Raw genomic sequence first — 24,750 nt, forward strand, 5'->3', positions numbered from 1 at the left:
GAGACTTTTCTCAAATACTATTTCTTTGGAAAAACCGTCGTAAAAGTCGTTCCTTCTTTTTCATTGCTTTCTACTTCAATAGAAGCATTGTGGTACGACAGGACTTCTTGCACGATGGATAATCCAAGACCCATTCCCTCTTTATTTCGTGCCTGATCTACCCGGTAAAAGCGTTCAAATATTTTTTCTAATGTGTGGTGTTCTATGCCAATCCCCGTATCTCTAATCGTCACAACCGCTTCCGATTCATTTTCATTACAATGAATACTGATTTCCCCAAACTCTTTGTTGTACTTAATGGCATTGCCAATTAAATTCTCCCAAACATTGATCAGCAAGGTCCGATCCGCATATACCGAAACAGGCTGTAGATCCAACTTAATTTCTAGACCTTTCTCTTCTATTCGCCATAGCATCGAATGGACCACTTGATGAAGCTGCTCATCCACCCTGACGATTTGTTTATTCGTTGGATATGTCCCTTGATCAATAGAGGTTAAAATGAGAAGTTGTTTCGTTAAGTTAGATAATCGCTTTGCTTCTGTTTGAATAATGTGGTTGTATTTTTTCCCTTCGCTTGATGAAATCTCCTCATTTAGTAATTCAGAATACCCTCGTATATTTAATAGTGGTGACTGAAAATCGTGCGAGACGTTATTCACAAATTTCTTCCTTGCTTGATCGGTATTCTCTAACTTCTGCTGCATCATCCGAAAACGATCAGCAAGCTGACCAATTTCATCTTTTCGATTGATCATTAATGGATACTGAAAATTATGGTTTGCCATCTCTTGCGTCGCACTCGTCAATTCTGAAAGAGATTGGGTGACCTTTCGAGACATAAATAAAATGCCAATGATACTGCTCACAAAAACGGCGAAGATAAATCCAAAAATAATCAAATGGAACTCTGTAAAGAAACTGATATTATTTGGGCGTAAAAATAAGCCCCATTCTTCCCCGTCAATTTCTATTTTCGTCCCCACTGTATTTTGTATATCATTTGCGAAATGACTCATGATTAAGTATGAATTTTTAAAGGATTTGATCCCGTTGTACGCTTTACCGCCTTCAAATAAGGCGTGCATTTGGTCATTCCATTTTTTCGTTTTAAATGGTTCGCCAAACATCTTCATCTCCCCATCTTCTTTAACCAAAGCGATTTGGTACCCTAGATCGCTCATGGTTTGCAAAAAATCAGAAGAGGCCTGCAAGGTAATTTCATGTTCTTTGATTTGTTTAGATAACTGCTCGGCAATGGCTAAATATCGATCATTCATTTGCTCTTTGACAACATGATTGTAAATCAAGTTAGAACAAATAAATCCAATGAAGATGCTAATCAAAACAATCAAACACGTATATAGCATAAAACGTTGTTGTAGTTTCATTCTTTTACCTCAAGTTGATAGCCGAAACCACGTATTGTGACAATTTCAATCGTCGCTTCCGCCCTTTTTAAACGTTCTCGTATGCGGTTAATATGCGTGTTTAATGTGAATTCGGGTTGATCTAACGTATCCCCCCAAATGTCATCAATTAAATCCCAGCGGCTTACATTGCGGTTTGCCCGCTGCAGCAGATAATATAGAATTTCTAATTCCCGCATAGGCCAGATATATTGCTGATTGGCAATCGTTAATTCCCAGCGGTTCGTATCAATCTGAACATTTCCCGCAGTTGTTATAGCTTCTATAGATTTACGATATCGTCGTAAAATCGCATTTACACGGAATAGCAGTTCTTTCGTTTCAAATGGTTTGACGATATAATCATCAATCCCTTGTTCAAATCCTTGTTGCTTATCTTCAATCTGCCCTTTCGCTGTCAACATAATGACCGGCAGTTCATATTGTTTCGTCACAATGTTCGCCAGCTGAAAGCCATCCATCCCAGGCATCATCACATCAATAATCATGAGATCAAATGACTGTTGTTGCAAAAAAGCAAGCGCTGCCTCAGCATTGCTTGCTTTTTTCACTTGGTACCCCGCCTGCTCTAAATGGATGGACACTAATTGCAAAATGGCTTCATCATCATCCACAACCAATACATGCAATTATCCTTCCTCCTTTATTTCCTTAGCTTTGTCTTTTTCAAAGAATAATATGAGTGACGGCAGCAACATTCCTCGCACGAAGAATGTATCGATGATAATCCCAATAGCGACAATAAATCCAAAGATAAATAAATCCGTAATCGGCATAGTCATTAATGCGGCAAACGTTGCAGCAAGAATGATCCCCGCTGAAGAAATCACCCCGCCTGTATTTCGTATCGCTACTTCTAATGCAGCTTTGACGTGTAACGTTTGGCGTTCTTCTAAGAAACGGCTCACAAGGATGATGTTATAATCAATTCCTAATGCCACGAGAAAGATAAAGGCATACACAGGGGCACGAGTTGAAATCGCATCATATCCAAATAACACATCGACTAAGAAAATACCTAAGCCTAATGCAGATACAAATGAGATTAAAATCGTCGCCATCATATAAATCGACATTTTCATGGAGCGTGTCAAAACGAGTAATAAGATCAGAATGAGTAATGTTTCCAGTAATACGATCTTTTTAATATCGGATTGATTCACTTGTTGCTCATCCACTAATTTAGCTGTTGTGCCAGCAAAAGATAACTGTACCTTTTGACCATCTGATAATCGATAGGTGGCTTGATTTGTACGGAAATCTCCTAAAAATTCAATAGCCTCTATACTGTATGGATTCACTTTTAATGATATCGTCATTTTGCCGTGCTCTCCATCTTTGGTTACCCCCGAAGGACGAGCCGATCCTATCTCTTCATTTTCTGAGAATTGGGCGGAGATTTCTTGTAAATGTTCCTGAGTTAGCTTTTGACCAGTCACAAGTACTGTTGTCTGGGCTAGATCACCTTTATTAAATTTTTCCTCAACGATTTCAAATGCAACACGAGAAGGTAAATCCTTCGGGAAATTTTTCACCGAGTTAAATTCATAATGTAAATTGAAAATATTCGCACCTGTCACAAGTAAAAACAGTAAGACCGCACCACCAATTAATCCTGGTTTTCGAACCACGAATTTGGCAAGAGGTCCCCATATGCCATGTTTTGCTTCTTTTGCTTCACCATATGTCGGTACTTTCGGCCAAAATGCTTTGCGGCCAAATAATGCAAACAAGGCTGGAATCAGTGTGACAGAAGCCATCATAATGACCACCATCGCAGCACCAAAGATTGGCGCAAAGTTTTGATAATCACGGAAATCCGCCACAAATAAAATGATCATCGCCGCAAATACTGTACCGCCAGCAAATAAGACCGGTTTGGCTGTTGAACGCATCGCTACTTTCATCGCTTCAAATTGATTTTCATGATGTTGTAACTCCTCACGATAACGCGAGAAAACAAACAATGAATAATCAATCACAGCAGCAAATAACAAAATGCTCATAATCGAGGTGGTTGAGTTATTGATTTCAAGTCCACCCACGCCAAGTAAAGCCACAACTTGATTGACCACTTGATAGACAATGACCGTTGCGAACAATGCAATGATCGCTAATAACGGAGAACGGTAAATGACGATCAATAAAACCAAAATGATTGCAACAGTAGCTAATAGCAGTTTCAAGTCGGCAGATTCAAACAGCTTCACCGTATCCCCCGCTATACCTGCTGGACCCGTAATATAAAAATCAGCATCTAGCCCTTTCGCTATGTTTGTACCGACATCCGTTGTCTCATCATTAATCTTTGCATAATCAGCATTGCCTAATCCTGCTTTCAAATTCATTGGCACAATCATGGTCGTTTCATCTTCTGATAAAAAAGCGGATAACGCTTGAGGAGGCAATGCGGACACATCGACAATATCTTCAATCCCCTCAATCTTTGCCTCTTTGATTCCTTGAATGATCGTTTTTACATCTTGAATAGCCAGCTTTCCATTAGGGTTATGGAACACATATAATCCCGGAGTCCCTTTATCACTTGGGAAATACTGATCTAACTTCTTTTGTGTCACGATGGACTGAGCATCACTAGGTAAAGATTGAAAATTGCTCACTTTATGATCGCCCAATTTAGGCCCAGCACTCAACCCGATCATGAAAACAAGCCAAATGATAACAGTCAGCCAAGCTCCTTTTTTTGTAGACATTTTATCAATAAATGATCTAAATCCCTTCATTGATGGTTCTCCTCCTTTTCTCACCGGTTCGAGTATATCGCCTGTATATAAACTTGATATAAACTCAGGGAAAAGGACGAGCCATGAAAATAAAAAAAGCAGAGGTTTATCCCTCTGCTAATCCTTCATAACCATTTACAAAATATGCGATCGTCTCTAACTCATCTTCTTTTAGTTCTCTGTTCACATGTGTTTGATATTCACTCTTGATTCTCTCCTGATCTCCCCCATAAAGATCAGTGTATTTCGCCATCATTCGAAGCTTGTCTGTTTCCTGACGAAACTCCTCTTTTGTCCACGGCCTTTGGTGCGATGGAATATACGTCTCCGCATCAAAAGCATCTAACTCATCTAAAAGACGCAAGATTTCTTTTACCGTATAATGTACTTTTTCAGCATACATTTTCGGATAAATGCAATCACCAAGAAACAGGATTTTTTCCTCTTTCACATACACGATCACTGAATCTGCAGCATGATCGCCCCCAACATGCTGCACAACACAAGTGACCCCGCCAAGATCAATCTCCATCCGACGATCAAACGTGACATCCGGTAAAGCCACCTGAATGTCTCGATGATTCTTATATTCTTCTTTTATCGCCTTCGCACAAAACTCAATCTCCGTTCCTTCCCTCACCCGCTCATCAATCGCCTCATCTGACCAAGAAAACGGAAGAAGCTTCTCCATTTCCTTTCTGGTTTTTGCAGAAGCAATTGAAACCGCATGAGGCAGCGCCGGTAGACCAAAAATATGATCCCAATGCCAATGCGTGAGGACCACCATATCGGGCGTGGCGTTCTCGTGTTTTAAAGTTTTTTGGATAAAATAGTTCGCATGATCTTCTGAATTACCGGCATCGATCATTAATGTTTTGTTATTGCCTTCGACCATGCCTAGGATGGGGCGGTCAGTGAGTGATACTGGTGTGATGAAGGAGAAGGTTTTGCCTATTTTTTTGATTGTGTGCATGGTGTGCCTGCTTTCTAATATTCAGATTTTATTTTCGTAGTGCGAAGGTAAACCGAATCCTATTTCTTTAATAAGTATTTGGCTAACTTTCGATCTTCTTTATCCTTTGTCTTCACGGCAATATGTTCAATCAATTCCCTTGTGGCCGCTTTCTGCGCATACGAAGGAGGCCATTCCTTTAATACACTTAAAGCATGATACTGTAAATTTCCATCATTTGATCTAAGTGCAGCTTGAATCAATGGTAATCCTACACCGTCGTGTTCATATAAATCTTGCACAATATATTGTAGACAAGCCACTTCATCATCTGAGAGGTTTGATAACGATAAATGTGTTTCTGCAAATGTACAAAGCTCTCTAATATGCTGGTGATGATTTGTGTCCATCACAGCAAAGTATATTTCACTATTTGTCGGATCTTTCTCAAGTAAAGCAAATAGATGCTCAATCACATCTAAACGATAAAAGAGAGCGATTTCAAGTGCTTGGGAGCTAAAACCCTGTTGTAACGAATCGGTTGCAAGCTTTGGCCATCTACTGTCATTGATAAACGGTTGAACAGCTTCCTGGATAGCCTTATAATCGTCCTGTTTCCATGAAGCATTCAATCGGTCTTCCCAAATCTCTTGTTCATCATTTAAAAACTCATTTATTTTCAATATTGAATAAAAGTCCTCAATTGTTTGGCAGTGCTTATGAGCATGGTGAATAAATCGGCAGAGAACTGAGCTTGCATTTGAATACTCATCGATTCCGTAGATAGAAACCTCATCTTCTAATAACGCTTGAATGATGAGACTCGCTCCATCGTATATTTCTTTGGAAATTTCATCTTCTGATAAAGCTGTTTCCAGATCACCATTAAGAGCACAAGTATAAGCTAAGTATTCATTCATGATTGTATTTTCGCAGCCCTTTGTTAGTAGCCATCGTTTTATTTCTGGTGTCGAGGCTTCCAATTGCTCAACAGCCGAAATCTTTCCCCATCCATCGACGGACTTTGCAAGACGCCAAACATGTTCGTTTCCTTGAATTGTGCCATTCTTCAATGCAAACACGACATAAGAAGTAAATTCTTCATGCATACCTATTGTGAATAAAAGCTCTTTGTATTTTTCACAGTTTGTACATCCCAGTATCATGACTGCAAATTTGACGACCTCCCGATGTGCCGCATGTTCAAGAAGCCATAACGCTTCTTGCTGTACACGGGATTCATCCCATTGTGTTTGCTGAAATCGTTCAATTAGCTCACTGTTGCGACTCGCCATATTGTTAGAAATGATTTTTTCATATGTTTTTTTTCTCGTTTCGTTTGTAGGATGATTGAGTTGTTTTTCAAAAAGCTTCAATAGTTTCTTCACATAAAAAGGAGCAGGTCGTTCATCTACATAATAATCAGATAAACCGGGAGCCAATCGTGGTTCATTTTCGTCAAATAAATAATCTTCATCGGGTAAACGGTCGTCTACTATTTTATGATGTGATTGAATTTGTTGTTGAATAAAGGGAACGATTTTCTCTTTATGATCCCATGGGAGAAAGTCTATCTTCATTGATTCATCTAAAACCGTTTCATGATCTACCTTCACCATACAACGAAATCGTACATACCCACCAAGTTTAACGGACACTTTGTGTTGCGTACCATCTTGAAGCTCCAATATCCCTGACAATTTTGAATAAGGGATCATATGAGTCAATAAACTTTTTCGTTGTTTTTTATCAACTGTCACACCATCAATGATTAGTTGCTCTTCTTTTATTTGGTTTGTAATTTCTATAGAATGCCCTTTATATTCAATTTTCCATGTTTTATTTATTTCTTTTTCTACATCTTTTATTACGTTACGTATTTCATGTTTAAAGTCAGCTTTGAAACCCATGAAAGTCTCCTTTAAGAACGCAATATGTCCTTATATATGTTCATTGTCAAATACTGAAATAATAATTCAATATTAATTACTTAAATAAAGCTTCACTTTTATTTTATAACTCCCAGAATCATTACTAATTAACTCCTTCATACATATTTTTTAACAAATTTAACAAAATCCACATTAACTATTTCGATCTTATTTAATAAATCACTATGTTTATTTTTATTCTGAAATAAATATGCAACCGCTACTAATGTATCACGAAATGTAAAGTTACTATTATTTAATAAATAGTTTAAAATCAACTTTATTTTCGATCCGTTTATGACATTTTTTCTTTCTAAATGCCGACAAATTAATACATATAAGACGGTAAATTGAGATGGATTGAATTGAATATATCTCCAGTTTTCAACTAAATTCTTTAACTCTTTATCACTTAACACTTTCCATTTACCAGAGAAAATAATATTATTTAATATTTTTCTATTATCTTCGCCTTCAATTGATATGTATTCATCTAATATTTCCTTGTACCTTTTCAAATCTATACCGCTCTCTTCTTCTAATCTACATAATTTATTAACTAATTGAATTAAGTTACCATTATTAATTATTTCTTTAGTTCTTTTATCTATAATTTTTTCACTAGTGAAGGATACCATTTCTTCACCATAGTCAAAGCCAATTACTTCAACTGTATTTTTATATTCTTCTGGACTTAAGAATTTTGTTTTCGAGGAATTTAACACTAACTCTTCATTCCATAGTAAATAGCTTATTTCATTAAGCAAGTTATTATTTCTTTTATAGTCCATCTCACCATCTAAATAAATAAAATACATATCATCAACAAATCTAATTAGATTTATGTTTTCTCTTGAAGCTATTTTCTCTATTTTTGAATCAAAGTCTTGCAAATATACTTGAGATAATATTGATGAACCTATTGAATAATGAAATTGTGGTAAACAATCAAATCCACAAAAATTAAGAAAATAACTCAAATCATCAATAATCTTATTTTCTCCTAGTAACGTTTTTAATTTATTTATCAACGATTTTAATTTAATCGAGTTAAAAAAATCCTGTAAATCTATTTTTAACACGGGAAAATCAAAGTATCTCTCTCTCTCTTTTTGAAAACTGCTATAACTTTTATTAAATCTAGCATTTTGTTTGACATCCGAATGATTAGAACTTATGTCTAAAAATCCTGAATAAAATATCTTCATTCGTTCTTTTGAGAAATCTAATTTAGTATCTTCATCTAAAAACAATTTGGCTATTCTAAAAACAATATAAGTATAATAGGTATAGTATATTGGACTTATCAAATACATATTTCTAGGTGTAAAATAATCGTTCTTATAAATAAAATCTCTTGCTTTAAAAGGGTAATTATTTTCACAAAAATCTTTAACATCTCTTTCTAATTCAATTTTAATAGCCGAGAAACTATGTTTATCAAAGTAATTGGTAATAGCAATAGTTTGTGGATTATATTTTTTAGATTCGGACATTGATAATATATACTTATATGTAAGCTCAATTAGTTCCATCATATCACTCACTTTAGAAAATAAATATAAATAATAACTATAGGAAATAAGAGTATGGCCATATTAACATGTAATAAAATGTTGTCTACTGTAAAATCTTTTATTTTCTTTTTCTTAAATTCTTTATCTTCTATTATTTTATTAAATCTATGTTTTGCATCATCAACAGAATCATGATTTTCGTTATTCTTAAGTATTGACTGATACTCAAACATAATAATATCAAATCTCTCTATTAATGACTTGTCATCACTATTACTATTATTCTTTTCTAAAAACAACTTTTTTAACTTTAAAATTAAGTCTTCTATATCTAATTGATGATAGTGTGTTTTTAAAGCCCTCTCATTATAATTCAACTCATTTACATAGTATTGTAATAGGATTACGTAAATCGAGAAAACTCCAGCAATTAAGCTAAAACCACTATTTGAAAAACTAGGTTCTACTTCCTTTCCTCCAAGAGACAATAACACAAATATTACCGCTTCAATGTTTAACCAGAAAAAAATTATTTTCCATTTGTCACTATACTTCTTTAAACGTTTACTCATTTCTATTCTATTATTTCTAGTTCTATTTAAAGTATTAATTTTTGTTTCTATCTCTGATATTATAGTTATATTTTTGTACTCCTTCTTCACAATTCCGCTCCTTTCTTAATATAAAATACTATATATATTAATACTAACGATTTGATTTTACTTATGATAAGGCTCTCCGTAATGCACCTAAGTGAGGTTTTATCTAAAAGCAGCTCCTAACACGAATGATAGTCACTGCTCAACACTTTATATTATAAAACTCTCGCCCTTTAATACATTTTTAAAAGGCTCTTGAGCATTTTTTTAAAGTCTAAAAAAAATATTTTACTTTTTTGGGTCTAAACTACCTATATATTTAACGAATTTTTTTACAAATTTAGCGCTCTTAATAGAATAGTTCCAGAGATGTCATCTTTTAAGATTTCTCTTGAAGAACTTATTGCTCTATCAGGGCTAAACAAATGAAGCTCTATACGATTATATCTATTCTTATTTTTCTTCATTATAAAATCCACTAAGTAGGGAGTAATATCTAAAGGAAATTGTATAATCTGATGCCATTCTTCATTAATCAAAGCCTTAATTTCGAGTATCAATTTATTATGATTTTCTAGTACTACAGGTCCAACGGTTACTAGATTTGTACCTTTATAAAGAGTTAATAATTCTTTTGGAGCCTCTGCAAATAAAGATAATGTACTTAATCCTGTAGGATACTTTTTTAAATACACACCCTTACTTATCTCTATTTCTCCAGCTTTATTTTGTAAATAATCTTGTAATATATCTTCAATCATTGTAAATACTGATGAAAATGCCGCTACATTAACTCCCTTAAATTCTTCATTTTCAATATGTTTAATAAAATTGCTTTTACTTAATGCAATATTTTGTCCATCTTTAGCTACTTTGGATAAGTCCTCTTCTTGTTCTTCATACTTCATAATTTTAAAATCTAAAATACCTATATCACTAGACTCTTTATTTATTTTAAGTGCATATAAATTAGGAATTAGTAGATGTTTTTTTGTAATTTTATCGAATTCTTTTACCATATATAGTCTTCTTCCATTAATATCTTCTCTAAATAAATCCTTATCGAAATAATAATGTTCGATACTAATATATGGTGTGTCTTTACGGTGCTCTGGTACTGGTAACAACATAGAATACACATTGTTCCCATGATATAATACTTCAGCATCTCCAAATTCACTATTAATATCATCAGCATCTCTATCAAAAATAAATATTTTACAATATTCATTCTCCAATAAAGCATGATAATCACGAATTTTTTTTAATTTATCGTTACCCATCTGAGTTTTTTTATCAGGTTCAAAAAATTCAATATCTAAGCTTTCAAACATGTCATTTCCATTTAACTTTTTTAAAGCATATTTTAAATGTCTCCAGTCTGTTTGTCCTTCTGTAATAATTATATTTTTACTAGGATTAGTTAGTTCATCTAATCTAACGTTTAAGATAGGAAGATATTTTTTTATAAATACCTCTATAATTCCATCGGAGGAGGCTATTATAAAAAGAATTTCATCTTCTTCAGGGGAACATTCAGTTTGAACAATTCCGCTTTTGTTTAAATACAGCCTATCCTCATCCTCATTCCCATATAAAAATATATCATCATCTAAGAGCATAAGATCCTTCAGCTTAAATTTAAAATAGGCACAATTACTCGAGTTTTTAGAAGTATGTGATACCATCTTTATATAAATCCAATTATCTTCAAATTTCTTTAGTATTTTAAAACCCAAATTCAAATCTATAATTTTCAAACGAATATCATGTTCCATATTCATCCCCCTTATAATAAGAACTCTATTACATCAGATTATATATATATTTCTTCAAAAACCTCATTCACTTATGATAAGGCTCCCCCCGCACAATCCGAAACGCCCGATAAACCTGCTCCACCAACACCAGCCTCATCAACTGATGCGGGAACGTCATCCTCGAAAACGACAGTTTCTCATTCGCACGCTGCATCACAGCATCGCTTAACCCAAGGGATCCGCCTATGACAAAACACACCTTACTTTTTCCGTATGTTGCCAGCTTATCTATTGTATCGGCTAATTCTTCGGAACTTTTCATTTTTCCTTCGATGGCGAGGGCGATGACGTGGGCGTCTGGGTTGATTTTGCTTAGGATGCGTTCGCCTTCTTTGTCTTTGATGATTTTCATGTCTTGCTCGCTGAGATTCTCCGGTGCTTTTTCGTCTGCGAGCTCAATGATCTCGATTTTTGCGTATGCCTGTAATCGTTTTGTGTATTCGGCTATGCCTTGCTTTAAATATTTCTCTTTTAGTTTTCCTACTGTGATAATTGATATATTCACAGGTCATCCCCACCTTAAGAACAAGTTATTCATATAAGTTATCAACAATTGTGGATAAAATTTGTGTATTTTGTGTCCGATCATTCGTTCCCCACTATATATATTGCAGGTTCATCGCACAATTCACAGGTTGTGGATAAGCTGTGTGTATGTTCGATTTTTCTGAATTCTGGCGGTGTTTCGTGATCATCTATGTACATGTCTAGTACGGTTTCTATATGTTCTGCACAAGCATAAAGTGATTTGTTCATAAGTTTCTAATTCCTCCAATATGTTGTTTGGTTATTCACATTTGTTTCGCTCATTGTTCAATATAACCGATTTATTCACATGTTAATAGTCTTTTACCATTTTCCACACCTTTTATCCACAAACCAAATAAAAAAGCCTCCACTCCTGTGAAGGCTTCCTTCTATCAAAACGGATTGTAAAATCTCGTTCCTCTAACAAATGTAATCACTAGCGACACAATCAGTACCGCTCCAACAAAGATTAACGCCGCATAATCTGCTTTTTGAAAGTCTTTCGCCGTAAACCATGTGCGCTTTTTATGCTTTCCAAACCCGCGCAGTTCCATCGCATTGCTGATCGTTTCAATCCGCTCTAGGCTGGAGAAAATCAGCGGCATCACAATCGACAGCGCATTTTTAATCCGTTTTCCCAGTTTTTCATTCTTCGATAAATCAATGCCTCTTGCTTGCTGAGAAATGGCAATCGTTCGAAAATCACGCTGAATATCTGGGATGTAGCGCAGAGCAATCGCTACCGCATACGAAATCCGGTAGCTGACCCCGATTCGGCTGAGCGATGAGGCGAATTCACTTGGATTTGTTGTCACGATAAACAAAAGCGCTGCTGGCATCACGGTCACGTATTTCAGTGTAATGTTCAATTGATAGAAAAGCTGTTCAAGTGTGACATTATACCAGCCTGCAATGTGAAACAGCTCGTGCTTCGCTCCATAGATGGCGACACCTTGCTGAGGCGCAAAGACGTAAATGGCGATGTTATTGATGACAAGAAAAATCGCCAAGACAATCACTACGAAAGAGATATCACGAAATCGTACGTTTGATAGCTGAAAGAACACGATACTGGCAACTAGCATAAACACTAATACGCCTGTATCATATGTGAGCATCGCTGCGGATGACCAGAGGATAAAGCAAATGAGTTTGGTTGCCCCTGTCAGCCGGTGAATTGGCGATGGGCGATCGATATAAGACAGCATGTCTACAGCCATGTCATTCGTTCCTTTCTGTCAACCTCAATGAAGCGATCCACGAGTTCATTTGGATTTGGCCAGTCTGCTTTTAGCGCCAGTTCATACAGCGACGTTTCTTTTAAGCTCGCCTTTTGGACTAGCAACTGATCTGTCAGCACTTTGGCTGGTGTATCATCTGCGATTTTTTCTCCATCTGAAATGACGATGGTTCTTGTCGTGTATTCGAGCATGAGATGCATATCATGGGTGATCATCAAAATCGTGACGCCCTGCTGATTTAATTGCTCTAAAAACGTCATCATCTCTGTGTAATGTCTAAAATCTTGACCGGCCGTTGGCTCATCTAAAATGATGATTTCTGGCTCTAACACAAGAATGGATGCAATGGTGACGCGCTTTTTCTGTCCAAAGCTGAGGGCTGAGATCGGCCAGTTCCGAAATGGATACAGCCCGCACACTTTCAGGACTCGCTCTACACGATCCTTGATGTCGTCTTCCTGTACACCTCTTAAAACGAGACCGAGTGCGACTTCATCAAAAATCATTTGTTTCGAAATCATTTGATTTGGGTTTTGCATGACGACACCGATTCGTTCGGAGCGCTGTTTGATGGTGTCTCCTGTGATGTCATCGCCATTTAAAAGGATTGTCCCTTTTGTTGGCTTTTCAAATGCGCAGAGCACCTTGGATAGTGTCGTCTTGCCTGCGCCATTGGCACCGGCGATGCTGATCATTTCTCCTTTTTTGACGGTAAAAGAGATGTTGCTCAGCGTGTTTGGTCTTGTCGGATAATCAAAGCTCAGCTCACGCACTTCTAGTAAATCCGGCGCTGCATTCTGCTCGACTGATGGCTCAGATGCTTCCATCCATTGCTCGATTTTCTCTTTTGCCTCGTCATTTAAGGTGAGATGCTGTAAATTAGCGATCAGATCTCCTGCTGCAATCGGAATGCCTGCATATTTCATCGCTCTCACATATAAAGGCTCACGTAAATACGCCGCTTCTAATACATTTGAGGCGAGCAATTCATCTGGTGTCATATCCGCTGCAATCGTGCCATCATTGACAACGATGATGCGGTCTACATGGCGGAAGAGGACGTCTTCCAATCGATGTTCCACCATCACGACCGTTTTTTTCGTTTCTTTTTGCAGACGGTCAATGAGATCGATCACTTCTTTACCTGTTGCGGGATCAAGGCTTGCCAGTGGTTCATCAAACAGCAAAATGTCGACATCGTTGACAAGTACGCCTGCGATGGCGACACGTTGTTTTTGACCGCCTGACAGCTCATGGACAGACGATGCCAGCTTACCATCTACCTCTGTTAATTTTGCCGCTTTCTCGACACGTGTTTTCATTTCTTCGCGTGTGACTTGATCATTTTCAAGTGTGAACGCGATATCTTCTCCTACAGTCAGCCCGATAAATTGTCCATCAGGATCTTGCAGCACCGTTCCGACGAGCTGTGAGAGGGAGAAAATGTTCTCTTTCTCTGCATTTTTCCCGCCGATGTGAAGACTTCCTTCCATAGAACCTTTATAAGACGCAGGAACTAGCCCATTGATACAATGGGCTAGTGTGCTTTTTCCCGATCCAGACGGGCCTGCGATGAGGACTTTTTCTCCTTCATAGATGGTCAGGTTGATATCTTTCAATGTTGGTTCTGCCTGACTGCGATACTTGAATCCGAAATGTTCGAATTGAATCATCGGTTTCTTCATTTATGTGCTCCACCTTGCTTCATGATGTTTCTTTCGATAGACTGCCGCTTTTGCTTCTTGTTTTCGCATAAGCCGCAATGATGATGGTGCCTAGTACACCGACTGTGATGATGTTTGAGATTCCTGCTACGATGCCTTGAACAAACACTTTATTTGCAGGTTCTGCATAGATCACAATGTCGAGTACCGGCGCAATGACAAACCAGCCTAATGCTTGTGCGCCGGCTTGGACGGCGTTGAAGAGTGTGATTTTTTTCCAGCCAAAGTCGCCCTCTTCTACTTTTAAACGGTTCGAAATGAGGCCAATCAATAAACCAACAACACCCGAAACGATAATCCAGCTCCACCAAGGTCCAAATGTGGTGGCATCTTTAATGAGATGGCCAATAAATCCAATCAATGCGCCTGCAACAGGACCAAATAGCACGGCCATTAATGCAAGGAACGCGTACGATGTTTCAATTTGTGTATTCGGAATCCCAGTTGGAATGGAGACGAAGCGTCCTAAAATGACAAAGACGGCTGCGCCAATTCCGATGGCAACGACAGTTTTCGTTGAAAGTTGTTTACCTGCCATGATGTTTCCTCCTCTTATTCATATATAATGCGCGGAGCTTTGCGAATCGAAAGGCGCCAGCCTGTGCCTGTACCGATGTTATAAGCCTTTGCAAATGACCCTTGATTGATCGCCACGCCTAAATGATCGAGTGAATTGACATATACGAGTGGTTCGCCTACCTTTAAATCGGCAAAAGATCGTCCATAGGTCATGATATTTTTATACACATTTTTTGGCCCGTTGGCAATGGTAACTTCTATTGCATCCCCATAATTGATTGAAAGCTGTTCAAATAACGTATGATGAATGTTTGTCCATAGGTTTCCGAACCGCACATCTAAAATATCAATCGTCCCTGTGATCACTTCTTCTTCCGCATAAGCTTGTACGACTGGAAGGTGAATAATGTCCTCTATATTCGCCTTTGGCCCGACTTCTTCAAAAGAAATCACACCTGAAGCAATTCTCGCGCCTGTATAGGCGTAAATGTCTCTTCCATGGAACGTATGTGATTTACCTGACTTCGGCAGGCGGTTGATGGTTTCATCTAAATACCGAGCCTCCACGATGCCAATATCCTGTGCGACATGCGTAAGTGTCCCATTATCAGGTGTGATGATGTAGTGTGAGCTTGTTGTTTTGACGACAAGGCTCTTTCGCTCTGATCCAACGCCTGGATCAACAACGGAGACAAATACCGTTTCTTCCGGCCAATATGTGACCGTCTGAAGCAAGCGATAAGACGCTTCCCAAATGTCGTATTGGGGAATGTTGTGAGTTAAATCAAAAATGCGGATGCCGCTGCTCACTGTATTGGCTACGCCGTACATTGCGCTGACCGCTCCATCATCAATACCGAAATCTGATTGCAAAACCAATGCATGTTCACTCATGTTAATCTCCCTTTCATTTGAAAAAATGGTTGTGGTGTTTCACGTGGAACATTTGAACATTTGTATGAAAAAAAAGTGGACAATAAAAAATACCCCATCCTTATCTATGAATCATAAGGACGAGGTATTTGTCTCGTGGTACCACCTTTATTTACTGTTTGCTCGCGCTAAACAGCCTCTACAAGTACAAAGCTCCAATTTGGCTCATATACTGTGGTTTTGATAACGAGTACCAACTCTCGTCGTCACCTACTAATATCATGGATATGTTCAGCACGAGGCTCAGAGACCATTTTTCGAATCATTATTTTTGCTTCTTTTCAGCTGCCGAAGCTCTCTGTGGAAAAATTGATGATTGTACTTTCTCTCGTCATTGCCTGTTTAACTATCTTGAATTAAAGCTATCATACATGATGTTTTTTGATAAATCAAGATATTTTTCTGAACATTTTTAAAAATGAGTTAACTGTTTTGGAAGAGTCTTCTTTTTTATAAAATTTAAGCAAATGTTAAAGAGCGAGATATGGTGTCTTTCTTTTCTAGCGGTATAATAAAGATGAAGGGAGGTACAGTGTGTGTGGACCATCTGTATGAATGAATTTAAGCAGCTCTTCAAAAGCACAAAATCCATCTTAACAATTGTTATTATTTTCATTTTATCTACTTTTGTATCAAGTCTTCCATTTATAGCTGCTTATCAAGGGAAGTGGGAACAGGCAAAAGACCCCTATTCCATTGGGAATGAACTAGTAATGTCGTTATTTGGTTTCTTCCTTATTTTTTTATTATCTCATGATATTTTGAGCCGCGAAATTCATTTGAAAACCATTCGTTTTCTCGTCAGCAAAACGACCCGTTTAAACATTGTCATCGGGAAATATCTTGGACTGATGCTGTTTTGGCTCAGTTGCATTATGACCACATATATATTAAATATGGTGATTTCACATCGTTTTCTGTTCTCTGATGCCTTAAAAATATTAACGTTTATCAGTGTCGGCATCTCCTGTGCTTTATTTTTGTCCATGCTCTTTCCAACACCACAGAAATCGATGTTTGTTGGCATGTTGTTTTCCTTTCTATTTCCAATCATGAGCATGATGTCTGTTCTTTCTTCAGAACGGTTGATTCACTGGTTCCAATACGTGACGCCTTATTATTATGCGCGCTGGAGTGAACCGCTGACCTATGTGCTGATGAATGCCGCATTGACTGTTGTCTTACTCGTTGGAACTGCACTACTGTTTCAGAGGAGGGATGTCTAAGTGCTTCACACAAAAGGGCTGACAAAAAAATATCGGACAAAAGTCGCAATAGATCATATTGATCTTGATATCCATCAAGGGGATATCTTCGGCCTCATTGGACCGAAGGGTGCTGGTAAGACAACCTTCTTTAATATCATTACAGGGATCTCCCGCCCCACCTCTGGCACGTTTATCATGATGAACATGACGTCGTTAAAAAAAGTACGTCATCATATCGGTGTTCTGCCTGAATATACAGATTTATATGAAGGGCTGACTGCTATTGAGCATATTGCCTATTTATCGAAAATTACGGGTACTCGCCAGAAAACGAGCTATTATGAAGAATTACTCGAATTTGTTGGCTTACATCGTTATCATCAAGAGAAAGTCGGTGCCTTTACACCTGGGATGAAGAAGCGGCTCGGAATGGCTCAGGCCATCGCTCATCGGCCTGACTTTATTTTACTTGATGAGCCTTTTGCGGATATTGATGCAGATTCTATCTTACATATCCAGCGGGTGATTGAATCGTTAAAATTCGAAGGAAAAACCGTCTTTTTAACAGCAGACGAGCCAAGGTTCACCCAACCTATTTGTACCAAAACAGCTTTCATATCTGAAGGAAAAGTCGTGTCCTCAAGTACTCATCCTCAAGAGAAAACCATCACGTCCTCAACCATTCGTGCCACCTTCAAGCATGCATGGATTGATGATGAGGTGAAGCCTGTTCTCACGCAGTACTTACAAAGTGTGGGAACAGACCTTGTGATCAGTGATGACGAGACCTCATTGTTGATTCGTTCAGAAGCTCAAGTCCCAGCCATCATCCGTGCGTTTGTGAAATGCAAAGTCGACCTATACCGAGTCACGGCGCAAGATGCCATGATGTCCACATAAAAAAGTACCGTACGCTCACTGCACGGTACTTCTCTTTTTTTATAAAGGTTTGCTCATGTAAATCCCAGTCTCAGCAAATCCCGTTTTCTCATAAAGTGAGCGGGCGATTTGATTATGAGCAAAGACATGCAGCGATAGTTTCTTCACACCTAATGACTTTGCCTGCTCTTCTAATGCCGCCATGGCCTGTTTTGCCAACCCTTTTCCTCGATACGCTTCAAACAAAATAAAATTATAAATAAATCCTTCATGCTGGGGATGATCTGGATCATAGCAAAGCCATACCCATCCAATGGCTTCTTCTCCATGTAAGATGTTCCACAACTCATGATCTTCTGTCTGAAGTCCTTCAGGAAGCAGCCGGTCAAATTGTTCCTCTGCGTTCTTTTGCGCTTCTTCCTGATTCCATGTCCCTGCGTGTACCTTTTCTTCTGCGTACCGCTTAATGGCCTTCTCTATCAAGACGTCATAATCTGTTTGCGACATTGGTAGTAATGTGACCAATCGTATCTCCCCCTTTTCTTTATCATATGCCGGGCATGTAAAAAAAGCCAGTCCCTTATAGGAACTGGCTAGCCACCGAACTGATCGGTTTGGGAGAGTTTGATCTCGACTGATTTTTTCTTTCCGCTTCGGTAAAATTGCACCTTTACCTTGTCGCCGACTTTCTTTTGATAAAGATATTTACGCAGATCGACGATATTTTGTACTTCCTTGCCGTCAAACGACGTCACGACATCCAGCTCTTTTAACCCTGCTTTCCCTGCTGGAGACAAAGGCTCGACACTCATCACGACGACTCCGGTTGTGACCTTTGATGGCAGTTTTAACGTTTCCTGCCAATGATAGCTCGCAATATCTGCTAGTGATTTCATCCCAACACCAAGGTACGGACGCTTCACCTCTCCATAGCGCTCTAAATCCTCTATGACAGGGATCACCAGGTTCGCAGGAATAGACAGCCCAATCCCTTCCACCTCTGACTCAGCAATCTTCATTGAATTGATGCCGATCACTTTCCCGTCCATATTAATCAAGGCTCCGCCGCTGTTCCCAGGATTAATGGCGGCATCCGTTTGCAAAACTTCCGCATTCCAATCCGTCTGTCCATCACCATTAGAATCAACAGGGATCGCACGCTCCGTTCCAGAAATCACACCTTGTGTGACGGAGCCAGCAAATTCAAGGCCTAATGGATTTCCAATGGCGATGACAGGCTCACCTGGTTTGACATGGTCTGAATTGCCGAAGGCGGCGGTTTTCTTGATCTTATCACTTTTGACCGTGAGTACCGCTAAATCCATAAGCTGATCACTGCCGACAAGATTTGCCCCGATCCTTGTCCCGTCCTGAAGGCTCACTTCAAGCTGGTTTGCGCCTTTGATGACATGATGGTTGGTCACAATATAAAAGGTGTCACCCTTTTTTTTATAAATCACACCTGACCCGCTGCCTGCTTCACCGCCTTCTTCCCAAAAGCTCGACTTTTGAATGTTAATGACGCCGACAACCGTATCCGACATACTCGATACCACTTTTGTGACCGCATCATTCACGTTCACATTGACGGTCTTTAAAGGGCCATCTGATGCCTGCTGATCTCCAGTTGACTGCCAGCCAAAGGGGCTGCCGCTTTGTCCAGACACATAGGGGAAAAAGAATCCCATTAAAAAAGCTCCTACCAATACACCGATCAGACCAGATAGGAAATATCCTTTTCTGCTTCGTCTCGGCTTCCACTCTACATCGCGATAATCCACTATGTTTCCTTCCTTTCAGTGAATAGATGATGTATATAGTGTTGGTAAGAAGCTCTTATCTTAATCATACGATTGTAAAAATCATACGGCGCAAAGCGGGGTTGCTTTTTTCGGGTCCGTATCATATAAATCAAAGCCGTCCCCTACAACAAAGCCCTTCATTTCAAGCGTCTGCTGGACCGCCATACGGGCTAAGTCCTTCATGTTGTTGTCTTGACTCAAGTGGGCCAAATAAATGCGTGAGGTGGCGTCTCCAATCACGTCTGTCATAGCAAGAGCTGCATCTTCATTGGATACGTGTCCGACATCGCTCAAAATTCTGCGTTTAATACTCCATGGGTAGCGCCCCATTTGCAGCATGCCGACATCATGGTTGCTCTCAAATACGAACGTATTGGCTGATTTAATAATCCCTTTCATCCGGTCACTCACATAGCCTGTATCCGTCATAAGGGCAAGTTTACGCCCGCCATAATGGAATACGTAAAACATGGGCTCTGCCGCATCATGTGATACGCCAAATGATTCAACATCGAGACCGCCGAATGATTGAACCGTCTCCATATCAAAGTGGAATTTCTGCTCCGTATCCACTTTCCCAATATGTGACTCCATCGCCTTCCATGTTTTTGCATTTGCATAGACAGGAAGCTTGTACTTTCTTGCCATCACACCGAGTCCTTTAATATGATCTGAGTGCTCGTGTGTGACAAAAATTCCGTCCAAGTCTTCCGGCTTGCGATCGATTTGACCAAGCAGCTCCACCATCTGTTTGCCGCTTAAGCCTGCATCTACTAAAAAAGCATGCTCATCGGTTTCTAAATAAAAAGCGTTCCCCGTACTTCCGCTCGCTAGTACACTGAACTGCAAGCTCATGTTCTCTCACTCCAATGAAGATTTGTCTTCTTTCTCTATATGATCAAGTGTTGAGCCATCAATGGCATTGATCAAATATTCTTCTTCTGTCTTTTTCTTTGAACCAGTTGCCACGCCTTCAATCTCTACTCGCCATACAGGAACCATTACTTGAGTGCTTGCACCTGGGTATTGCGTGTAGTAGCCTAGCTCCACTTTTTTCACTGTCGTGTTTTGGCTCAGCATATTTTGTGTATATAAGTCCTTCACCGTTTCAAGCGCCGGGACAAGGGTTTCTTTTCTCACTTCATTAATCGATGTCACCATCGACTGCCGATACGAGACGACCTCGTTTTGATCGTTCACATCCAATGTGATCTTCCCAATGGTTTCGGTGTCATCAAGACCTTCTTGGAAGATGTATTTTCCTTTATACGTTTGGAAAAAGACGATTTCACCTGTTTCTTCATCGATGCTCCAGAGCTTATAATTCTTGCCATCCAGTAAACGCTGGCTCACAAGATTGGTCGCTGCTGTTTTCATATCTTTTTTCGGCAATGCAACTGGTTTATTGAAGGTCATTTCAAGCAGGGTGACAGGATCATCTTTCTCGGTTTTCGGGAATGTGCTTTTCGTCTTTTGATCAGCTAATCCGTCGACATCCTTTTTCGTATATTGCTTTTTCTCAGCTGTAATGCGGTATCCAATCTTCGCTTCATCTGATAGATTGCCATATTTGATTCCGTCTGCCTTCATTTCTTCCAGCGTATCTGTTTTTTCGATAATCGCAAAATGATCGGTCGATCGCTTTTCAAAGTATTGAAAACCTAGAAAGATATCGAGAACGAGAAAGGCTAGGATAAAGATCGTTTTGGTCTTATTCCACTCCATGATTCTCGCTCCCCTCTGTCAGCAAATCATTCGATAAAATGACGGTTTTTCCGTTATATTTCATACACCATACCGGCTCTAGCCAGACAAACATCGCTTGATCCTGATCTGATGCCGTGGATGTCGCTTGATAGGCAGGGAAAATCTGTTCAATTTTCTCTAAATCATCATACTTCGTCTGCTTGATGATCAAGTTTTTCAGCTCTGTCCCATTCATCAGTTTGACCTGTTCACTCTGACTCGCTTTGTTGCCGAGAATGTAGTTTGGACGCTTATAACTCAAGATGTCATCATTCGCCCATTGTACTTCAAGTGATGTCATACCAAATGGATGTTTTGTGCTGTTGACGATCGGCAGTCCATCCATAAACATATTAAAGGACAGCTGCTGGTTGCTGTTAATACCGAAGTATTGATAATTATCGGTAAAACTTCCGGTATCATTGAAATATTTCACGCTTCGCTTGATCAAATCCCCCGTTTGGAATACGGTACTAGAATTGATATTACGATGCTGATATTGGATGCGGTGGTCTTTTTGATTTGCTTCAAGACGACTCGTTCCATCTGTATATACCGTCCGGTTTAAATTAGACTCCTCCCCAACTAGACTTGGGTCTGTAAACAAAGCGTCCTTGAATTTGCTTGTCTTAATCGTTTCGATAAAGAACATTTTCGCTTCAAGCTGCTTTTGCTTCTGCGGCAGAAGAAAATCTCGTTTTGAATTCGTAGAGAAAGTATAAAGATCATAGCGCGGCATCTCGTTTTGAGCGGCTGCAATACTATCCATCAGATTACGATAGTTGGCAGATTCAATCGTTAGCTCAAGCACCGATTCCTTGCTGTATGAAACCAAATAGACTTTCTTATTGGCCTTATCCGGTTGAGCGAACGGCACAATCATCCGGTCAAACGAGTTGTATTCAATGGATTTATTCGGCCATTTAAACAGCGCTTGGAAAATATCAATCGGAATCGGATCATTGAACACAAGATCCAATGTTTTGCCTTGCCCCTCGCGTCCATAGAAGAAATTCTTAAATTTCTGCTCGGAATATTGGTCCGACACATCAGCAATCTCTTTGACATCCCACAGGCTCACATCATTCCAAAAGTTTTGGAAGAGTTCCTTTTGATCCACTTTGAAATGCTCTCCATTGGAATGGATGAACATCTCACGCGGCTTCACGACATCAATGAGACTCCGAGGCTCGTCGCTTGAAATCTTCTTCGTTTCCACGACCTGTGTGCCGGCATCCGCCTGATCCTGCATGACGGGCTGGAACATCCAAATATTCCACGTAAACACAAGACTGATCGCAATTAGGATTGTCAATATAATGGTTTTAAAGGTCTCACGCTTCATCCCAATCATCCTCTTGTTCTTCATTGTACGGAAGGGTAAAGGTTACCGTTGTTCCTTTTCCTTCAATGCTGTCAGCCCAAATATCTCCGCCATGAGCCTGAACCATTTCTTTTGCAATCGCAAGGCCTAGGCCGGTTCCGCCAAGCTTTCTTGTTCTTGCCTTATCCACTCGATAAAAACGTTCAAAGATTTTATCCATATCCTTCTTCGGAATACCGATTCCTTCATCTTTGACACTGAATAACACAAGACTTTGCTCCTCATCCAAATCGACAGTGAACGTAATATGTCCACCCTCTGGCGAGTATTTCATAGCATTGGAAATGATATTATCGAGCACCTGAGTGATTTTATCTTGATCAATTTCCACATATATTTCACGCTGCGGCAAGTTGCGGATGAAATCGACATGCTGCTCCTTCGTCATTTCAAAACGATCAATGACGAGCGAGATAAACCTGATAAAATTCGTCCACTCACGATTGAATTGATAATCCTTGCTGTCGAACTTAGACAGCTGGAGCAGGTCATTCACAAGTCTAATCATGCGCTCTGTTTCATTTTGCGTGACACTGAGGAACCTTGGCGCAAGCTCTTTATCACCAATCGCACCTTCAGCGAGTGCCTCAAGATAGCTTCGCATCGTCGTAAGCGGTGTGCGCAGCTCATGCGATACGTTCGCCACGAATTCACGACGTTCCGCATCAATTTTTTCCTGCTCGGTTACGTCATAAATGACTGCAATTAAACCATCAATTTTCCCATGCTCTTTCTGAATCACTGAGAAATTGACACGCAAAACAGACAGTTGATCTTCACGTTCAATTTCTAGCAACATGGAGTCTTGATTTTCGACTAAATCTTCAAATGTATGAGTTTCTTCTAAGCCAAGCAAGGATGTGATCGGCATCTCTAGAGCTGTTTCACGTGAAACATTCAAAAGCTCTAGTGCCGGGCTGTTTAATAGAATAATGGCACCGTTTTGATTCGTGGCAATGACGCCATCGGTCATATAGGCGATAACAGAAGAAAGCTTTTTCCTCTCACCCTCTGTCATCAGCTGCGCTTCCTCCAGCTCTCTCGTCAGATGGTTAAATGTCGTCGCTAGCTGACCAATCTCATCATGTCCATACTTTCGGACCTTTCTGGAAAAGTTCCCTTTGGCGAGCTCGATCGCTTGCTTTCTCATATCCGAAATTGGGTGTGTAATGGTTCTGAATATGAATATACCAAGTAGAGCGGTCGTCCCAAGTGCGATGAGTGTACCCGTCGCCAAAATGGTGTTGATCGTTCGCATTTGGTTAAAAACACTTTCCATGGATGAGACCACATAAATGACACCAACGGTTTCTTGGTTCTCATTTTTCACGGCTGTCGCTGATATGCGGACTCGTTTATTCGATTCTGGGTCATAGAATTTTTTCTCGTAGTCTTTGCCAACCGCGAAAATACGGCTAATGATTTGATCTGTGATTTTCTTCCCGGCAATCTCTTGACTGCCGTTATTCACAGAGGCAATGACCTCTCTGCTTTCGTCAATATAGCTGACTTCAGAAATTTCATTAGACTCATCTTTGTTGTTAAAATCGTTTAATATCTTTTGAGCATCCTCTTTTAATTCTGCCTTGCTTTTCGATGAATCTTGTTCTAGGTAATACGATAACGAGTAGATTCGCTGATTCAAGGAATTATCATAGGAATTAATTAAGGACTGCTCTAGCTGCTTCACAAAGTACACGCCAATAATCTGCATGGCGACAATGATCAGCAGCACATAAATCAAGGTCAATTTAAAGTGAATCGAGCGAAAAAAACCTACTTTACTCATAAGA

At 39.3% G+C, this 24,750-nt stretch carries 22 protein-coding genes and 1 other annotated feature; of the genes, 2 read left to right on the forward strand and 20 right to left on the reverse strand.

Features of this window, described 5'->3' with window-relative positions; all coding sequences use genetic code 11:
* Positions 1–17: 17 nt before the first annotated feature.
* The 14 genes from NST73_RS18930 to NST73_RS18995 all read right to left on the reverse strand — a co-directional run bounded on the left by NST73_RS18930 (position 18) and on the right by NST73_RS18995 (position 15,899).
* On the reverse strand, positions 18–1,391 hold the full coding sequence (locus NST73_RS18930; RefSeq protein ID WP_144680289.1) for a HAMP domain-containing sensor histidine kinase: 1,374 nt from the start codon (positions 1,389–1,391) through the stop codon (positions 18–20).
* Positions 1,388–2,059 (reverse strand): response regulator transcription factor, encoded by a 672-nt coding sequence (locus tag NST73_RS18935; RefSeq protein ID WP_058336405.1) that lies wholly within the window; start codon positions 2,057–2,059, stop codon positions 1,388–1,390. Before NST73_RS18935 ends, NST73_RS18930 begins: the two co-directional genes overlap by 4 nt.
* Entirely contained in the window at positions 2,060–4,174 is a 2,115-nt protein-coding gene (locus NST73_RS18940; RefSeq protein WP_144680291.1) for an MMPL family transporter, read from the reverse strand.
* Between the two features lie 106 nt (positions 4,175–4,280).
* Entirely contained in the window at positions 4,281–5,147 is an 867-nt protein-coding gene (locus NST73_RS18945; RefSeq protein WP_144680293.1) for an MBL fold metallo-hydrolase, read from the reverse strand.
* Positions 5,148–5,206: 59 nt separating this feature from the next.
* Positions 5,207–7,036, reverse strand: a complete 1,830-nt coding sequence (locus NST73_RS18950) for a hypothetical protein (protein WP_144680294.1) — start codon at positions 7,034–7,036, stop codon at positions 5,207–5,209.
* A gap of 137 nt (positions 7,037–7,173) precedes the next feature.
* Positions 7,174–8,595, reverse strand: a complete 1,422-nt coding sequence (locus NST73_RS18955; RefSeq protein ID WP_144680296.1) for an RNA-directed DNA polymerase — start codon at positions 8,593–8,595, stop codon at positions 7,174–7,176.
* Positions 8,596–8,600: 5 nt separating this feature from the next.
* Complete coding sequence (locus NST73_RS18960; protein ID WP_144680298.1) at positions 8,601–9,236, reverse strand: SLATT domain-containing protein; 636 nt, start codon at positions 9,234–9,236, stop codon at positions 8,601–8,603.
* Between the two features lie 269 nt (positions 9,237–9,505).
* On the reverse strand, positions 9,506–10,951 hold the full coding sequence (locus NST73_RS18965; protein ID WP_144680300.1) for a hypothetical protein: 1,446 nt from the start codon (positions 10,949–10,951) through the stop codon (positions 9,506–9,508).
* Between the two features lie 67 nt (positions 10,952–11,018).
* Positions 11,019–11,498: a 23S rRNA (pseudouridine(1915)-N(3))-methyltransferase RlmH gene (gene rlmH / locus NST73_RS18970; protein ID WP_024718474.1), complete on the reverse strand. Its 480-nt coding sequence runs from the start codon at positions 11,496–11,498 to the stop codon at positions 11,019–11,021.
* Positions 11,499–11,578: 80 nt separating this feature from the next.
* A complete protein-coding gene (locus NST73_RS18975; protein ID WP_008360116.1) occupies positions 11,579–11,749 on the reverse strand; it encodes a CxxH/CxxC protein in 171 nt (56 codons plus the stop codon).
* Positions 11,750–11,913: 164 nt separating this feature from the next.
* Positions 11,914–12,741: an energy-coupling factor transporter transmembrane component T gene (locus NST73_RS18980; RefSeq protein WP_024718473.1), complete on the reverse strand. Its 828-nt coding sequence runs from the start codon at positions 12,739–12,741 to the stop codon at positions 11,914–11,916.
* Entirely contained in the window at positions 12,732–14,447 is a 1,716-nt protein-coding gene (locus tag NST73_RS18985; protein WP_144680305.1) for an ABC transporter ATP-binding protein, read from the reverse strand. The genes NST73_RS18980 and NST73_RS18985 overlap by 10 nt, the downstream gene beginning before the upstream one ends.
* 19 nt (positions 14,448–14,466) lie before the next feature.
* Complete coding sequence (locus NST73_RS18990) at positions 14,467–15,024, reverse strand: ECF-type riboflavin transporter substrate-binding protein (protein WP_041508071.1); 558 nt, start codon at positions 15,022–15,024, stop codon at positions 14,467–14,469.
* A gap of 14 nt (positions 15,025–15,038) precedes the next feature.
* Complete coding sequence (locus NST73_RS18995; protein ID WP_007497378.1) at positions 15,039–15,899, reverse strand: S-adenosyl-l-methionine hydroxide adenosyltransferase family protein; 861 nt, start codon at positions 15,897–15,899, stop codon at positions 15,039–15,041.
* Between the two features lie 112 nt (positions 15,900–16,011).
* Positions 16,012–16,282, reverse strand: a binding site (T-box leader).
* A 192-nt stretch (positions 16,283–16,474) separates the two neighbouring features.
* On the opposite strand from NST73_RS18995, the gene NST73_RS19000 reads away from it, so the two are divergent.
* Together NST73_RS19000 and NST73_RS19005 are read left to right on the forward strand one after the other, a co-directional pair.
* Positions 16,475–17,164, forward strand: coding sequence for an ABC transporter permease subunit (locus tag NST73_RS19000; protein ID WP_039164793.1), 690 nt, complete (start codon positions 16,475–16,477; stop codon positions 17,162–17,164).
* A complete protein-coding gene (locus tag NST73_RS19005) occupies positions 17,165–18,046 on the forward strand; it encodes an ABC transporter ATP-binding protein (RefSeq protein ID WP_081114435.1) in 882 nt (293 codons plus the stop codon).
* Positions 18,047–18,085: 39 nt separating this feature from the next.
* On the opposite strand, the gene NST73_RS19010 is transcribed toward NST73_RS19005, so the two are convergent.
* The 6 genes from NST73_RS19010 to walK form a co-directional block, all read right to left on the reverse strand.
* Positions 18,086–18,550, reverse strand: coding sequence for a GNAT family N-acetyltransferase (locus NST73_RS19010; RefSeq protein ID WP_035704176.1), 465 nt, complete (start codon positions 18,548–18,550; stop codon positions 18,086–18,088).
* A 68-nt stretch (positions 18,551–18,618) separates the two neighbouring features.
* Positions 18,619–19,806: a S1C family serine protease gene (locus NST73_RS19015; protein ID WP_024718468.1), complete on the reverse strand. Its 1,188-nt coding sequence runs from the start codon at positions 19,804–19,806 to the stop codon at positions 18,619–18,621.
* Positions 19,807–19,887: 81 nt separating this feature from the next.
* Positions 19,888–20,682, reverse strand: a complete 795-nt coding sequence (locus NST73_RS19020; RefSeq protein WP_007497388.1) for an MBL fold metallo-hydrolase — start codon at positions 20,680–20,682, stop codon at positions 19,888–19,890.
* Between the two features lie 6 nt (positions 20,683–20,688).
* Positions 20,689–21,552, reverse strand: a complete 864-nt coding sequence (gene yycI / locus NST73_RS19025) for a two-component system regulatory protein YycI (RefSeq protein WP_024718467.1) — start codon at positions 21,550–21,552, stop codon at positions 20,689–20,691.
* Complete coding sequence (yycH, locus tag NST73_RS19030; protein ID WP_024718466.1) at positions 21,539–22,918, reverse strand: two-component system activity regulator YycH; 1,380 nt, start codon at positions 22,916–22,918, stop codon at positions 21,539–21,541. Before yycH ends, yycI begins: the two co-directional genes overlap by 14 nt.
* Positions 22,908–24,746, reverse strand: coding sequence for a cell wall metabolism sensor histidine kinase WalK (gene walK / locus NST73_RS19035; protein WP_024718465.1), 1,839 nt, complete (start codon positions 24,744–24,746; stop codon positions 22,908–22,910). The genes yycH and walK overlap by 11 nt, the downstream gene beginning before the upstream one ends.
* Positions 24,747–24,750 lie beyond the last annotated feature (4 nt).

Origin of the sequence: Bacillus sp. FSL W7-1034 (assembly GCF_038593365.1) — a bacterium.
In the GTDB taxonomy this organism is placed as follows: Bacteria; Bacillota; Bacilli; order Bacillales; family Bacillaceae; genus Bacillus; species Bacillus altitudinis.